Origin of the sequence: Trabulsiella odontotermitis (assembly GCF_001297775.1) — a bacterium.
In the GTDB taxonomy this organism is placed as follows: Bacteria; Pseudomonadota; Gammaproteobacteria; order Enterobacterales; family Enterobacteriaceae; genus Trabulsiella; species Trabulsiella odontotermitis.
In genome coordinates this window covers 16,281-30,874 of record NZ_LIFX01000002.1, presented here as the reverse complement: position 1 = coordinate 30,874, position 14,594 = coordinate 16,281, and the positions used below count along the sequence as shown (strand labels likewise).

Genomic DNA, 14,594 nt, shown 5'->3' with positions numbered 1-14,594 from the left:
CATGATGAAATATTCATTAGGGCCGGTGCTTTACTACTGGTCGAAAGAGACGCTGGAATCGTTCTACCAGCAGGCGGCAAACAGCAGCGCGGATGTCATCTATCTCGGCGAAACGGTGTGCAGCAAACGCCGCGCCACCAAAGTCGGCGACTGGATAGACATGGCGAAGAGCCTCGCCACCAGCGGCAAGCAGGTGGTGCTGTCGACGCTGGCACTGGTACAGGCATCGTCAGAACTGAGTGAACTGAAGCGCTACGTCGACAACGGCGATTTCCTGCTCGAAGCGAGCGATCTCGGCGTGGTGAACCTGTGCGCCGAGCGCAAGCTGCCTTTTGTCGCCAGCCATGCGCTGAACTGCTATAACGCGGTCACCTTGCGTCTGCTGCTGAAACAGGGGATGGTGCGCTGGTGCATGCCGGTTGAACTTTCCCGCGACTGGCTGGCCAATCTGCTTGATCAATGCGATGAGCTGGGCATCCGCCGCCAGTTCGAGGTGGAAGTGCTGAGCTATGGCCATCTGCCGCTGGCGTATTCCGCTCGCTGCTTCACGGCACGCTCCGAAGATCGCCCGAAGGATGAATGCGAAACCTGCTGCATCAAATATCCGAACGGGCGCAGCGTGCTGTCGCAGGAAAACCAGCAGGTGTTCGTGCTGAACGGGATTCAGACCATGAGCGGTTATGTTTATAACCTCGGCAACGAGCTGAACTCGATGAAAGGCCTGGTGGATATCGTGCGCCTTTCGCCGCTGGGTACTGAAACGTTCGCGATGCTGGACGCCTTCCGCGCCAATGAAAATGGCGCTGCGCCGCTTGCGCTGGCTCCGCTCAGCGACTGTAACGGTTACTGGAAACGCCTTGCCGGTCTGGAGCTGCAGGCCTGATAAATAGCTCACTTTGTTAACAGCTTTAGCTAATCTTTAATGCAGTATGAAAAGATTAACCGGTAACAAAGTGAGCCGTTATGACTGACAAAACCATTCCTTTTTCGGTGCTCGATCTCGCGCCGATCCCCCAGGGCGCCTCTGCCAGAGACGCCTTTTCACACTCGTTAGATCTCGCCCGCCTCGCAGAAAAGCGCGGCTATCACCGCTACTGGCTGGCGGAGCATCACAACATGACCGGCATCGCCAGTGCGGCGACCTCAGTGCTGATTGGTTATCTGGCGGCGAATACCACCACACTGCATCTGGGTTCCGGCGGTGTGATGCTGCCGAACCACTCGCCGCTGGTGATCGCCGAACAGTTCGGCACGCTCAATACGCTCTATCCTGGTCGTATCGATCTGGGGCTGGGACGCGCGCCGGGCAGTGATCAGCGCACCATGATGGCGCTGCGTCGTCATATGAGCGGCGACGTCGACAATTTCCCGCGCGATGTCGCGGAACTGGTGGACTGGTTCGACGCCCGCGATCCCCATCCGCATGTGCGTCCGGTGCCGGGCTACGGCGAGAAAGTGCCGGTCTGGTTGCTCGGCTCCAGCCTCTACAGCGCTCAACTGGCCGCACAGCTTGGCCTGCCGTTTGCTTTTGCGTCGCACTTCGCGCCGGATATGCTCTTCCAGGCGCTGCATCTGTATCGCACGAACTTCAAACCGTCGGAACGACTGGAAAAACCGTACGCGATGGTGTGCATCAATATCATTGCCGCCGACAGCAATCGCGATGCCGAATTCCTGTTTACCTCAATGCAGCAGGCGTTTGTGAAACTGCGCCGCGGCGAGACCGGCCAGTTGCCACCGCCGATCCAGAATATGGATCAGTTCTGGTCACCGTCAGAGCAGTACGGCGTCCAGCAGGCGTTGAGCATGTCACTGGTAGGTGATAAGACAAAAATTCGTCACGGGCTGGAATCGATGCTGCGCGAAACGCAGGCCGATGAAATCATGGTCAACGGGCAGATTTTCGATAATCAGGCGCGCCTGCACTCGTTCGAGCTGGCGATGCAGGTGAAAGAAGAACTGTTAGGGTAAAACCTCACCCCGGCCTGCAAAAGGCCGGGGGAATCGGCTGATTACGCTTTGCGCATCATCAGCCAGAGGCTTATCAGGAAGAACGAGGCGCTCGGCAGCAGGGCACCCACCACTGGCGGAATGCCATACACCAGCGTCAGCGGGCCGAAGATCTGATCCAGCACGTAGAACACGAAACCGAAGCTAATCCCCGTCACCACGCGCACCCCCATCGCCACGCTACGCAGCGGGCCAAAAATAAACGACAACGCCATTAACATCATCACCGCCACGGAGAGTGGCTGGAAGATTTTGCTCCACATGTTGAGCTGATAACGGCCGGAGTCCTGCCCGCTCGACTTCAGATAGCGCACGTAGTTATGCAGACCACTGATGGAGAGCGCGTCCGGATCCAGCGCCACCACGCCGAGTTTGTCCGGCGTCAGGTTGGTTTTCCAGGTGCCGCTCACCGTCTGGCTGCCAGTCACCTGCTTCGGATTGGTCAGGTTGGATTCATCCACCTGCGACAGCCGCCAGAGTTTGTTCTGGTTATCGAATTTCGCCGTCGCGGCATAGCGAACGGATTGCAAACGACGTTGATTATTGAACGAGTAAATACTCACGCCGCCCAGTTCGTCGTCACCTTTCACCCGTTCGATATAGACAAAATTGTGCCCGTCTTTCGCCCACAGCCCCTGCTGCGTGGAAAGCAACGAACCGCCGTACATCTGCTGTGCACGATAGTTACGCGCCATCTGCTCGCCCTGCGGCGCCACCCATTCGCCAATCGCCATGGTCAGCAGCACCAGCGGGATTGCGGTTTTCATCACCGACAGCGCCACCTGCATACGGGTAAAGCCGGAGGCCTGCATCACCACCAGCTCGCTGCGTTGCGCCAGCATACCGAGCCCCAGCAGCGCGCCGAGCAGCGCGGCCATCGGGAAGAAGATTTGAATGTCTTTCGGGATGCTCAGGAGGGTGTACATCCCTGCGCCCATCGCATCGTAGCTCCCCTGCCCGGCTTTCTTAAGCTGGTCAACAAACTTGATGATGCCGGAGAGCGACACCAGCATGAACAACGTCAGCATGATGGTGTTAAAAATGGTTTTACCGATATAGCGGTCAAGAACGCCGAACGCCTGCATTACACGGCTCCTTTATGCATAAAACGGGCACGTAAACGACGCACCGGCAACGTATCCCACAGGTTCAGCATGACAGCGATGGCGAGATACAGCAGGTTGACCGCCCACATCCAGATCATCGGATCCAGCTTGCCTTTGCCGCCGTTCGATTTGAGCGACGTCTGCAACAGGAAGAACACCAGATACAGCAGCATGGCGGGCAGCATCGAAAGCACACGCCCCTGGCGCGGGTTGACCACGCTCAGCGGCACCACCATCAGCGCCATCATAAAGACGGTGAATACCAGCGTGAAACGCCAGTGCAGCTCAGCGCGGGCGCGGTCGTTATCGGTGTTCCACAGTGTGCGCATGTCCATCTGCTCGGTATCATCCGGATCAAGTGCCACCGCCTGGTGACCGATAATCGCCTGATAATTCTGGAAATCGGTGATGCGGAAGTCGCGCAGCATCGCGGTGCCTTCAAAGCGCGTCCCTTCGTTGAGCGTCACCACTTGTGAGCCGTCTTTGTGCTGCGCCAGTTGACCGGAATCAGCGACCACCACGGACGGGCGGGCGTTGCCTTTCGGACGCAACTGGGCGAGGAAAACATCTTTAAAACTGCTGCCGTCGACACTTTCGATAAACAGCACCGCGTTGCCGTCGGTGGCCTGCTGGAACTGCCCTTGTGCCAGCGCCGCCATGCCGGGGTTGGCTTTGGCTTCCGCCAGCACTTCATCCTGATGACGTGAGGACCACGGTCCCGCCCACATCACATTCACGGCCGCAATAATGCCGGTAAACAGCGCCAGGATCATCGCTGCTTTAATCAATACCGCTTTACTCAGACCGCAGGCATGCATCACCGTGATTTCACTTTCGGTGTACAGTTTGCCCAGCGTCATTAACAACCCGAGAAACAGGCTCAGTGGCAGGATCAATTGCGCCATCTCCGGGACACCGAGGCCCAGCAGAGAAAGCACGAGATTTGTCGGGATTTCACCATCAACCGCGGCGCCGAGGATCCTGACCAGCTTCTGGCAAAAAAAGATCAGCAGCAGGATGAAGAGGATAGCAAGCTGGCTTTTCAGCGTCTCCCGCACCAGATATCTTATGATTATCACTATAAATACGCCCGTAAAAACCCGTCTTGTTGCAGGAAAATAGCTTGTTTCATGGCTTAAACGTCATTTATTCTCTTGAGTCGTTGAAAACATCGCTAAGATTAAACTACCCAGCGGCTTCACGTTTTCAAACGTGTTCAAACCGTAGACTCAGTAAGAATATCATGAAGTCACCGCAACAGCGGACATGAGTTACGAAAGCTTTCAATTCTATCTGTAGCCACCGCCGTTGTCTTTAAGATTCAGGAGCGTAGTGCATGGAGTTCAGTGTAAAAAGCGGTAGCCCGGAGAAACAGCGCAGTGCCTGCATCGTTGTGGGCGTCTTTGAACCGCGTCGCCTCTCCCCGGTCGCCGAACAACTCGATAAAATCAGCGACGGCTACATCAGCGCTCTGCTGCGCCGTGGTGAACTCGAAGGTAAGCCGGGTCAGACCCTGCTGCTTCATCACGTTCCCAACGTATTGTCGGAGCGCATTCTGCTGATTGGTTGCGGCAAAGAACGTGAACTGGATGAACGTCAGTATAAGCAGGTTATCCAGAAAACGATTAATACCCTGAATGATACAGGGTCAATGGAAGCGGTCTGTTTTCTGACCGAGCTGCACGTCAAAGGACGTAATAACTACTGGAAAGTACGCCAGGCGGTGGAAACCGCGAAAGAGACGCTGTACAGCTTCGATCAGTTGAAAACCAACAAAAGCGAGCCGCGCCGTCCGCTGCGTAAAATGGTGTTCAATGTGCCGACCCGCCGCGAACTGACCAGCGGTGAGCGCGCCATTCAACACGGTCTGGCGATTGCCGCCGGTATCAAGGCCGCGAAAGATCTCGGCAATATGCCGCCAAATATCTGTAACGCCGCCTATCTCGCGTCTCAGGCGCGTCAACTGGCGGATGCCTGGAGCAAAAATGTCATCACCCGCGTCATCGGCGAACAGCAGATGCGCGAGCTGGGCATGCACGCTTACCTGGCTGTCGGCAACGGTTCGCAGAACGAATCGCTGATGTCGGTGATTGAGTACAAAGGCAATCCGGCGGAAGACGCTCGCCCTATCGTGCTGGTGGGTAAAGGCCTGACGTTCGATTCCGGCGGTATCTCCATCAAGCCTGCCGACGCCATGGACGAAATGAAGTACGACATGTGCGGTGCGGCGGCCGTTTACGGCGTGATGCGGATGGTCGCGGAACTTCAGTTACCGATCAATGTGATTGGCGTGCTGGCGGGCTGTGAAAACATGCCTGGCGGTCGTGCCTATCGTCCTGGCGACGTGCTGACCACCATGTCCGGGCAGACGGTTGAAGTGCTGAATACCGATGCCGAAGGTCGTCTGGTGCTGTGCGATGTGCTGACCTACGTCGAACGTTACGAGCCGGAAGCGGTGATTGACGTCGCGACGCTGACCGGCGCATGCGTGATTGCGCTCGGCCATCACATCAGCGGTCTGATGTCGAACCACAATCCGCTGGCGCATGAGCTGATCGGCGCGTCCGAGCAGTCCGGCGATCGCGCGTGGCGTTTGCCGCTGGGTGATGAGTATCAGGAACAACTGGACTCCAACTTTGCGGATATGGCCAACATCGGCGGGCGTCCTGGCGGGGCAATTACCGCTGGCTGCTTCCTGTCGCGCTTTACCCGCAAGTACAACTGGGCGCATCTGGACATCGCCGGTACCGCATGGCGTTCCGGTAAAACCAAAGGTGCGACGGGTCGCCCGGTCGCGCTGCTGTCGCAGTTCCTGCTCAATCGTGCTGGTTTTAACGGCGAAGAGTAAGGTAAAAACGGCAATAAACCGTAGTATGTAGGCCGGGTAAGCCTAGCGCCACCCGGCTTCGTATTTAAATTCAGACAAGAAACCCCATATCATGAAAAACGCAACGTTCTACCTGCTGGACAACGACAACACAGTCGAGGGCTTAAGCGCTGTCGAACAACTGGTGTGTGAAATTGCCGCAGAACGTTGGCGTAACGGTAAACGCGTTCTGATCGCCTGTGAAGATGAAGCGCAGGCGGTGCGTCTTGATGAAGCGCTGTGGACGCGCCCACCCGAAAGTTTTGTGCCGCACAACCTGTCGGGCGAAGGCCCGCGTGGCGGTGCGCCGGTGGAGATCGCCTGGCCGCAAAAGCGCAACAGCAGCCCGCGGGAACTGCTGATTAGTCTGCGTACAGGCTTTGCAGATTTTGCCACCGCTTTCACAGAAGTGATAGACTTCGTCCCCTACGAAGATTCTTTGAAACAACTGGCCCGCGAACGTTACAAAGCGTACCGCGTAGCCGGTTTCAACCTGACCACGGCAACCTGGAAATAATGGAAAAAACATACAACCCACAAGATATCGAACAGCCGCTTTACGAGCACTGGGAAAAGCAGGGCTATTTCAAACCGAATGGCGATGAAAGCCAGGAAAGTTTCTGCATCATGATCCCGCCGCCGAACGTCACCGGCAGTTTGCATATGGGTCACGCTTTCCAGCAAACCATCATGGACACCATGATCCGTTACCAGCGCATGCAGGGTAAAAATACCCTGTGGCAGGTCGGTACTGACCACGCAGGTATCGCGACGCAGATGGTGGTTGAGCGCAAAATTGCCGCCGAAGAAGGTAAAACCCGTCACGACTATGGCCGCGACGCCTTCATCGACAAAATCTGGCAGTGGAAAGCGGAGTCTGGCGGCACCATTACCCGTCAGATGCGTCGTCTGGGTAACTCCGTCGACTGGGAGCGCGAGCGCTTCACGATGGACGAAGGCCTTTCCAATGCCGTGAAAGAAGTGTTTGTCCGTCTGCACAAAGAAGATCTGATCTACCGCGGCAAGCGTCTGGTCAACTGGGACCCGAAACTGCGCACCGCCATTTCCGACCTCGAAGTGGAAAACCGCGAGTCGAAAGGCTCCATGTGGCACATCCGCTATCCGCTGGCCGATGGCGCGAAAACCGCAGACGGTAAAGATTACTTAGTTGTCGCCACGACTCGTCCGGAAACCCTGCTCGGCGATACCGGCGTGGCCGTCAACCCGGAAGATCCGCGTTATAAAGATCTGGTTGGTAAATTCGTGGTGCTGCCGCTGGTTAACCGCCGTATCCCGATCGTCGCCGACGAACACGCGGATATGGAAAAAGGCACCGGCTGTGTGAAAATCACCCCGGCGCACGATTTTAACGACTATGAAGTCGGTCGTCGTCATGCCCTGCCGATGATCAACATCTTCACCTTTGACGGCGATATCCGTGAAAGCGCGCAGGTGTACGACACCAACGGCGTGGAAAGCGATGTGTACTCCAGCGAAATCCCGGCGGAGTTCCAGAAACTGGAACGTTTTGCCGCGCGTAAAGCGGTGGTTGCCGCCATTGATGCGCTCGGTCTGCTGGAAGAGATCAAACCGCACGATCTGACCGTCCCGTACGGCGACCGTGGCGGCGTGGTGATCGAGCCAATGCTGACCGACCAGTGGTACGTTCGCGTTGCACCGCTGGCGAAACCGGCGATTGAAGCGGTTGAGAACGGCGACATCCAGTTCGTGCCGAAACAATACGAAAACATGTACTTCTCCTGGATGCGCGATATTCAGGACTGGTGTATTTCTCGTCAGCTGTGGTGGGGTCATCGCATCCCGGCATGGTACGACGAGCAGGGCAACGTGTACGTTGGCCGCAGCGAAGCGGAAGTGCGTCAGGAAAACAACATCGCCGCCGACGTCCCGCTGCGTCAGGACGAAGACGTGCTGGATACCTGGTTCTCCTCCGCGCTGTGGACGTTCTCCACCCTCGGCTGGCCGGAAAACACCGATGCGCTGCGTCAGTTCCACCCGACCAGCGTGATGGTGTCTGGTTTCGACATCATTTTCTTCTGGATCGCCCGCATGATCATGATGACCATGCATTTCATCAAAGATGAAAACGGCAAGCCGCAGGTACCGTTTAAGACTGTCTACATGACCGGTCTGATTCGCGACGACGAAGGCCAGAAGATGTCCAAATCCAAAGGCAACGTTATTGACCCGCTGGATATGGTTGATGGTATCGCACTTGAGGATCTGCTGGAAAAACGCACCGGCAACATGATGCAGCCACAACTGGCGGAGAAAATTCGCAAGCGTACCGAAAAACAGTTCCCGGAAGGCATTGAGCCGCACGGTACTGACGCCCTGCGTTTCACCCTCGCGGCGCTGGCCTCGACCGGCCGCGATATCAACTGGGATATGAAACGTCTGGAAGGGTATCGCAACTTCTGTAACAAGCTGTGGAACGCCAGCCGCTTTGTGCTGATGAACACCGAAGATCAGGATTGCGGCTTCAATGGCGGCGAAAAAGTGCTGTCGCTGGCTGACCGCTGGATCCTCGCAGAATTTAACCAGACCGTGAAAGCCTACCGTGAAGCGCTGGACGGTTATCGTTTCGACATCGCCGCCGGCATTCTGTATGAGTTTACCTGGAACCAGTTCTGCGACTGGTATCTGGAGCTGACCAAGCCGGTGATGACTGGCGGTTCTGAAGCGGAACTGCGCGGCACGCGTAATACGCTGGTGACTGTACTGGAAGGTCTGCTGCGTCTGGCACACCCGATCATCCCGTTCATTACCGAAACCATCTGGCAGCGCGTGAAAGTGATTTGCGGCATTACCGCTGACACCATCATGCTGCAGCCGTTCCCGCAGTTCGATGCGGCGAAGGTCGATGACACTGCGCTGGCCGATACCGAATGGCTGAAGCAGGCGATCGTGGCAGTGCGTAACATCCGTGCGGAAATGAACATCGCCCCGGGTAAACCGCTGGAACTGCTGCTCCGTGGCTGCAGCACTGATGCTGTACGCCGCGTGAACGACAACCAGAGCTTCCTGCAGACGCTGGCCCGCCTGGAAAGCATCACCGTGCTGCCAGCTGATGACAAAGGCCCGGTTTCCGTGACCAAAATCATCGACGGCGCCGAGCTGCTGATCCCGATGGCAGGCCTCATCAATAAAGAAGATGAGCTGGCGCGCCTGGCGAAAGAAGTAGCCAAAATCGAAGCGGAAATCGGCCGCATCGAAGGCAAGCTGTCTAACGAAGGGTTTGTGGCCCGCGCTCCGGAAGCGGTTATCGCTAAAGAGCGTGAAAAACTGACCGGCTACGCCGAAGCGAAAGCGAAGCTGATTGAGCAGCAGGCAGTTATCGCTGCGCTGTAAGCGCCGTGGGGTTATACCCGCCAGTCGGATAAACGTTGTAGATCCGACGCAGCAGACCGAAAAGCCCCTGATGCTGTTGCTCAGGGGCTTTTTAGTGAATTATCCTCGCTTGCGCTTCCCCTACCCGCAGTGTTATTAACTGCATATGTTTCACGTTGATGTCATGAGCTTGCTATGAGTGTTGTTACGCCCGTTGCGGCGACGCTTCGCCGGATAACCGCTGAAGATAATGCCGCCATCGCCTCCGTTATCCGCCAGGTCTCTGCCGAATACGGTTTAACCGCCGATAAAGGCTACACGGTCGCCGATCCGAACCTGGATGAATTGTTCGAGGTTTACAGCCAGCCCGGCGCAGCTTATTGGGTGGTTGAACGCAATGGGTTGATTGTCGGCGGCGGTGGCGTTGCCCCGTTAAGCTGTAGCGAATCGGGCATTTGTGAACTGCAGAAGATGTATTTTTTACCCACAGCCCGTGGGCAAGGCCTGGCGAAGAAACTGGCGCTGATGGCACTCGAACATGCCCGCGAACAGGGCTTCCAGCAATGTTATCTGGAGACGACTGCGTTCCTGACCGAGGCAATTCGTCTGTATGAGCACCTTGGCTTTGCGCGTATCGCTGAACCGCTTGGCTGCACCGGCCACGTCGACTGCGAAGTGAGAATGCTCAAACCCCTTTGATGGCTCAAAGGGGTTTTCCGGTTTACTGCATTTCCGGCGATAGCGCCAAACGAACAACGCCTGCGGCATTGGCTTCCGGCATTGCCAGAACCTGCGACCAGAAATCCTGCACCAGTCCACAGGCGACTTTCTCTTTGCCTACGCCTTTGCTTGGGTCAGACATGATGTCGATATCCTGCCCATAACGCTGCACCAGCCCCGGGCCAATGGCCTGCATATCTGCCAGCGCCTGCTGTTTTTCCTGCGGCGTGACCGCGTGTTTATTCGGCCCGTAGGCGGCACGCATCATTCGCGCGTCGCTCTCGGTACGGCGAGTGAGAAGCTCATGGGAAATCACTTTCACCGGGTTAATACCGCCTTTCACCGCCGGGAACAGGAAGCGGAAGCAGACGTCATCGCCGCTGGCCTGCGCCTGGGCTATCTGCTCAAGGTTGATTTTCATATACTCAACCACGTTGGCATCAGGTGCCTGCTGTAGCCGGGCCATTTGTAGCTGCAGGATTTGCGGCTGGATGGCATCGATAATCTGCTGCTGATCTTTGCCCGCCTTTTTCATCTGCACCGATAGCTCGAGAATATGCTGCCAGAACGCCGGATCCTGTTCTTTAATGACCTGGAACGTCGGCATGCTCATCATCGCCGATTCAAATTTCTGCTCTTCGGTCTGCCCATAATCCGGGCTCATGCGCGGTATGAGATAGTGCACGTCAAACAGATTCCAACCAATAATCGCCACCACGAAAATGACGCCCCCGGCGGCCTTGCCTACCCAACCCTTTTTACGAAATACGCCGACCAGCACGGCAATCACCGCGCCAATATAGCCTGCCAAAATTACGTGAGCCCAGTTCATTAACCATCCTTATTCCAATCAAGAGTTCTGCCGGGGATTATATTTCCCCTTTATGAGTGTTGATTATTGCGGCAATGGACGGGCATTTCCAGCCACCATATTTTCATTTGCGCAAGGGGTGACGATGAGGGAGGGAGGAAAACGGCGCGAACGCGCCGGGAGCAAGGCTATACAGGTACGCCGCTGTGAAAGCGAAACTCCGCATCAGGCGTTGTGATAAGCAGCGCCTCAACTTCACCAAAGAATTTCACCCGTGGGGAAATGTCCTCTTTTGCCACCTGCTGCGCCAGCGTCAGGTAGTCCTGATAATGGCGTGCTTCTGAACGCAGCAACGACAAGTAAAATTTCTGTAGATCGGCCTCAAGGTACGGCGCCAGTGCGGCGAATCGCTCGCAGGAGCGCGCTTCGATGTATGCCCCACAGATGAGCTTATCGATAAGCGTCAACGGTTCGTGAGTGCGCACTTCTTTCAGCATCCCTTTGGCATAGCGGCTGGCGGTGATCTTGACATAGGGGATATTGCGCACCAGCATCATTTCCCGCACCTGCCAGAAATGGTGCAGTTCCTCTTTGATGAGCAACACCATGCTGTCGATAAGTTGCTGCCCCCAGGGATCGTCGGTTTTCGGCATCACACTTTTGCCAATCTGCTTATGCAGCGCAACGAAATCCGGTTCCGGCCCTTCACGGAAGGTGAAAGCCTCGTAGGGTTTCAGCCACTCAAGCAGCGCTTCTGCGCCCTGCTTATCGGCAATATATTTTCGTACCAGTAACATCGCGGTTTGCGCGGCTTTCAGCTCGCAGACCATATGATCGGTGAGCAGCAGTGGCAACCGGGCAGGTTTGCGTGCTTCATCGATCCACGCGACGGGCGTCGGGCAGTGGAGAAAGTCTAAAACGGGGGCGAGTAGTTGCGGGTAATCCATACCTGAATCCTGCAGTGCGGCGGAGAGCCCGCCGCACGGGTCATTGCTTAGTGGCGAACGCCGTCATCATCTTCGTCGACGTAATCTTCGTCATCGTCTTCGCCGTCTTCACCGTTGGGATCCTCATAGTAGGTTCCCCAGCCGTCGTACTCCACGTCGTGTTTCTCCGCCAGGTTCATCAGCTGTTCAACCTGCGCATCAATCAGTTCTGCCTTCAGTGCGCATTCGCTGAGGATGTCACAGCAGATCACCACGTCGCCCTCTTCCACTTCCAGCTCTTCCGGCTCGGTCACTTCGTAACCCAGCTTGAAAGCCTCTACAGCCACTTTCTCCAGCGTTTCTAAGTCATCAGCGGAAAGATGGTGTTCGATGGTGTACAGCGCGTCCGGATCGCTACCGTCTTCCAGTAATTCTTCAATGATGAGACGCGTCTCTTCACGTTGCTCTTCCAGGTGTTCCGGGTTTGCCATTGCTCGTTCCTCATAATGTGCGGCAGTCACTCTTATTGTCACATACCGCTGACAATGCCTCCACCTTTGTGAAAAAGATTTGTGATACGGGGTTGCAAGTGAATATTAATCCATATAAAGTGAATTTTAATTCAACAAGTGGTCTGTACCATGAGAGGCAAACATGACGTCGTTACATCACAAGCATTTCCTGAAATTACTCGATTTCACCCCTGCACAAATCATCTCGCTCGTGCAGCTCGCTGCAAGCCTTAAAAAAGATAAAAAACAAGGCGTTGAGCAACAAAAACTGGTCGGGAAAAACATCGCGCTCATCTTCGAAAAAGACTCAACCCGTACACGATGCTCTTTCGAAGTTGCCGCACACGATCAGGGTGCTCATGTCACTTATCTGGGGTCAAACGGAAACCAGATTGGGCATAAAGAATCAATTAAAGATACCGCGCGCGTGCTGGGCCGGATGTTTGACGGCATTCAATATCGCGGCTGGGGGCAGGAAGTGGTTGAGACGCTGGCAGAATTTGCGGGTGTGCCGGTATGGAACGGTCTGACGGACGAGTTCCACCCGACGCAACTGCTGGCTGACCTGCTGACCATGCAGGAGCATCTGCCGGGCAAAGCCTTCAATGAGATGACGCTGGTTTACGCCGGGGACGCACGCAACAACATGGGTAACTCGATGCTGGAAGCGGCCGCGCTCACCGGGCTGGATCTGCGTCTGGTGGCACCGAAAGCCTGCTGGCCGGACGCCGGTCTGGTCGCCGAATGCACCGCGCTGGCAAAGAAACACGGCGGTAATATCACGGTCACCGAAGACATCGCCGCTGGCGTTAAAGGCGCTGATTTCATCTATACCGATGTGTGGGTGTCGATGGGCGAGCCGAAAGAAAAATGGGCCGAGCGGATTGCGCTGCTGCGCGACTATCAGGTGAACAGCCAGATGATGAAACTCAGCGGCAACCCGAACGTTAAATTCCTGCACTGCCTGCCCGCGTTCCATGACGATCAAACCACCGCCGGTAAGAAAATGGCGGAAGAGTTTAATCTGCATGGCGGCATGGAAGTGACGGATGAGGTGTTCGAATCCCCCGCCAGCATCGTTTTCGACCAGGCGGAAAACCGGATGCACACCATCAAAGCCGTCATGGTGGCAACGCTCGGCGAGTAACCAACATGCCCGGCGGCACAACGTCGCCGGGCAATCTTTTTATTCCACCCGCATTTTCACCACAGCTTTACGCACCTGCGCGGGCGCACCGACCGCACAGAGCGGTTTATGCACTTCCCCCGGCCAGAACACCACGAAATCCCCTTCATTAAGGATCACCGTTTTTTCCTGCGCCCCTTCCGGCAGGAAAGCGATGTCTTTATCCGCTAACCAGTCAGTCTCCGGCTTGCCATTCGGCAGGGTACTGAACGTCATGCCTTCCTGACCCTTCAACAGGATCTGAATATCCAGATAGCGCGCATGAAACTCTGCCCGACGCGCCGCGAGCGGTTCTGTCATATCTTCTGACAGCAGATAAAACAGGCGGCTGCCGTCGATATCATGCTTACCCAGCGGCGTGGCGGCGGTCACGTTCGCTTTGACGAATTCGATAGCCTCGCGAAGCTCAGCCGGAAGCCAGGACTGAAGATGATGAATGTTGCCAATGATCATGTTTATTACCTCAATTAAAACACCGTTTCATTTTCACTGTTATACGCAAGACGCTGCTGCCATACCACCGCTTTGTGTCACACTTTTGCGCCAGCGCATGTTTATCGCTGAAGGTGTTAATTAACGGTTAACTCGCTGCCGCATCTTATGCAGTAAATATGCATAACCGCTGACTTCTTGTCTGAAAAGCCCTGCCTAACCGCCTGAATGCTCACGAGTAAAGCAAATACTCCGCGCTCGCTCACAATTTAATCATCCGTCTGAAATGCGTGCCCATTCAATAATTATTTCGAGAAAATTCTTACCCGCGAAATAATAAAGTGATAATTATGCATAACCATACCAGATAAAATATCAATAACTTATTAATCAATAAGTTACAGAAATCAGTATTTATTGAAATTATCTACACACTATTAACAACTAAAAATAACAACCTGCCCTTCTGCTTACTCATTCATTTAAGAATGACAGCAAAATAAATAATCTCTGACCTTTATCATATAATCATAATTTGTTTTATTTTCTCGAAACCGCTGTGAGAACTGTCACATTTTACTGCCAGAAAAGCATCGACTATTAGCCGCGAAATCATTCACCCAAACGACTACGAATTAAATTTCGCAGCCACCCTTTTTATTCTAAAAAAGTTA

At 55.1% G+C, this 14,594-nt stretch carries 13 protein-coding genes; 7 read left to right on the top strand and 6 right to left on the bottom strand.

The genetic code is table 11. From position 1 onward, the window contains the following. Positions 1-4 precede the first annotated feature (4 nt). Entirely contained in the window at positions 5-883 is an 879-nt protein-coding gene (locus AOY23_RS01940; RefSeq protein ID WP_054178448.1) for a U32 family peptidase, read from the top strand. Between the two features lie 80 nt (positions 884-963). Continuing rightward, the gene (locus AOY23_RS01935; RefSeq protein WP_054178167.1) at positions 964-1,971 is read left to right on the top strand and encodes a luciferase-like monooxygenase; all 1,008 of its coding nucleotides are present in this window, start codon (positions 964-966) and stop codon (positions 1,969-1,971) included. 41 nt (positions 1,972-2,012) lie between these two features. Here the strand turns inward: AOY23_RS01935 and lptG are convergent, their stop codons facing one another. Further along, positions 2,013-3,095, bottom strand: a complete 1,083-nt coding sequence (lptG, locus tag AOY23_RS01930; protein ID WP_054178166.1) for an LPS export ABC transporter permease LptG — start codon at positions 3,093-3,095, stop codon at positions 2,013-2,015. Then, a complete protein-coding gene (lptF, locus tag AOY23_RS01925) occupies positions 3,095-4,195 on the bottom strand; it encodes an LPS export ABC transporter permease LptF (protein WP_054178165.1) in 1,101 nt (366 codons plus the stop codon). Before lptF ends, lptG begins: the two co-directional genes overlap by 1 nt. 257 nt (positions 4,196-4,452) lie before the next feature. Between lptF and pepA the strand changes: the two genes are divergently transcribed. From pepA to AOY23_RS01905, 4 genes are all read left to right on the top strand, one after another. Beyond that, positions 4,453-5,964 carry a leucyl aminopeptidase gene (gene pepA, locus AOY23_RS01920; RefSeq protein ID WP_054178164.1) on the top strand — a complete coding sequence of 504 codons (1,512 nt, stop codon included), beginning with the start codon at positions 4,453-4,455 and terminating at the stop codon, positions 5,962-5,964. 91 nt (positions 5,965-6,055) lie between these two features. Further along, positions 6,056-6,499 (top strand): DNA polymerase III subunit chi, encoded by a 444-nt coding sequence (gene holC / locus AOY23_RS01915; RefSeq protein WP_054178163.1) that lies wholly within the window; start codon positions 6,056-6,058, stop codon positions 6,497-6,499. Beyond that, on the top strand, positions 6,499-9,354 hold the full coding sequence (locus AOY23_RS01910) for a valine--tRNA ligase (protein WP_054178162.1): 2,856 nt from the start codon (positions 6,499-6,501) through the stop codon (positions 9,352-9,354). The genes holC and AOY23_RS01910 overlap by 1 nt, the downstream gene beginning before the upstream one ends. 174 nt (positions 9,355-9,528) lie before the next feature. Further along, the gene (locus AOY23_RS01905; RefSeq protein WP_038156111.1) at positions 9,529-10,032 is read left to right on the top strand and encodes a GNAT family N-acetyltransferase; all 504 of its coding nucleotides are present in this window, start codon (positions 9,529-9,531) and stop codon (positions 10,030-10,032) included. Positions 10,033-10,054: 22 nt separating this feature from the next. On the opposite strand, the gene AOY23_RS01900 is transcribed toward AOY23_RS01905, so the two are convergent. The 3 genes from AOY23_RS01900 to rraB all read right to left on the bottom strand — a co-directional run bounded on the left by AOY23_RS01900 (position 10,055) and on the right by rraB (position 12,281). Further along, positions 10,055-10,885, bottom strand: a complete 831-nt coding sequence (locus AOY23_RS01900) for a hypothetical protein (protein WP_038156113.1) — start codon at positions 10,883-10,885, stop codon at positions 10,055-10,057. A 167-nt stretch (positions 10,886-11,052) separates the two neighbouring features. Then, positions 11,053-11,811: a tRNA isopentenyl-2-thiomethyl-A-37 hydroxylase MiaE gene (miaE, locus tag AOY23_RS01895; RefSeq protein ID WP_054178161.1), complete on the bottom strand. Its 759-nt coding sequence runs from the start codon at positions 11,809-11,811 to the stop codon at positions 11,053-11,055. A gap of 47 nt (positions 11,812-11,858) precedes the next feature. Next, positions 11,859-12,281, bottom strand: a complete 423-nt coding sequence (gene rraB, locus AOY23_RS01890) for a ribonuclease E inhibitor RraB (RefSeq protein WP_038156116.1) — start codon at positions 12,279-12,281, stop codon at positions 11,859-11,861. A 163-nt stretch (positions 12,282-12,444) separates the two neighbouring features. Between rraB and argF the strand changes: the two genes are divergently transcribed. Next, complete coding sequence (argF, locus tag AOY23_RS01885; RefSeq protein WP_054178160.1) at positions 12,445-13,449, top strand: ornithine carbamoyltransferase; 1,005 nt, start codon at positions 12,445-12,447, stop codon at positions 13,447-13,449. 39 nt (positions 13,450-13,488) lie between these two features. Here the strand turns inward: argF and AOY23_RS01880 are convergent, their stop codons facing one another. Next, positions 13,489-13,941, bottom strand: a complete 453-nt coding sequence (locus AOY23_RS01880) for a YhcH/YjgK/YiaL family protein (RefSeq protein ID WP_054178159.1) — start codon at positions 13,939-13,941, stop codon at positions 13,489-13,491. Positions 13,942-14,594: the final 653 nt, after the last annotated feature.

Excerpts from the sequence above, each read along its gene's own strand:
- holC (WP_054178163.1), top strand. The coding sequence starts at position 6,056 with ATGAAAAACGCAACGTTCTACCTGCTGGACAACGACAACACAGTCGAG.
- lptG (WP_054178166.1), bottom strand. The coding sequence starts at position 3,095 with ATGCAGGCGTTCGGCGTTCTTGACCGCTATATCGGTAAAACCATTTTT.
- rraB (WP_038156116.1), bottom strand. The coding sequence starts at position 12,281 with ATGGCAAACCCGGAACACCTGGAAGAGCAACGTGAAGAGACGCGTCTC.
- argF (WP_054178160.1), top strand. The coding sequence starts at position 12,445 with ATGACGTCGTTACATCACAAGCATTTCCTGAAATTACTCGATTTCACC.
- AOY23_RS01905 (WP_038156111.1), top strand. The coding sequence starts at position 9,529 with ATGAGTGTTGTTACGCCCGTTGCGGCGACGCTTCGCCGGATAACCGCT.
- AOY23_RS01880 (WP_054178159.1), bottom strand. The coding sequence starts at position 13,941 with ATGATCATTGGCAACATTCATCATCTTCAGTCCTGGCTTCCGGCTGAG.
- pepA (WP_054178164.1), top strand. The coding sequence starts at position 4,453 with ATGGAGTTCAGTGTAAAAAGCGGTAGCCCGGAGAAACAGCGCAGTGCC.
- AOY23_RS01900 (WP_038156113.1), bottom strand. The coding sequence starts at position 10,885 with ATGAACTGGGCTCACGTAATTTTGGCAGGCTATATTGGCGCGGTGATT.
- AOY23_RS01940 (WP_054178448.1), top strand. The coding sequence starts at position 5 with ATGAAATATTCATTAGGGCCGGTGCTTTACTACTGGTCGAAAGAGACG.
- AOY23_RS01910 (WP_054178162.1), top strand. The coding sequence starts at position 6,499 with ATGGAAAAAACATACAACCCACAAGATATCGAACAGCCGCTTTACGAG.
- AOY23_RS01935 (WP_054178167.1), top strand. The coding sequence starts at position 964 with ATGACTGACAAAACCATTCCTTTTTCGGTGCTCGATCTCGCGCCGATC.
- miaE (WP_054178161.1), bottom strand. The coding sequence starts at position 11,811 with ATGGATTACCCGCAACTACTCGCCCCCGTTTTAGACTTTCTCCACTGC.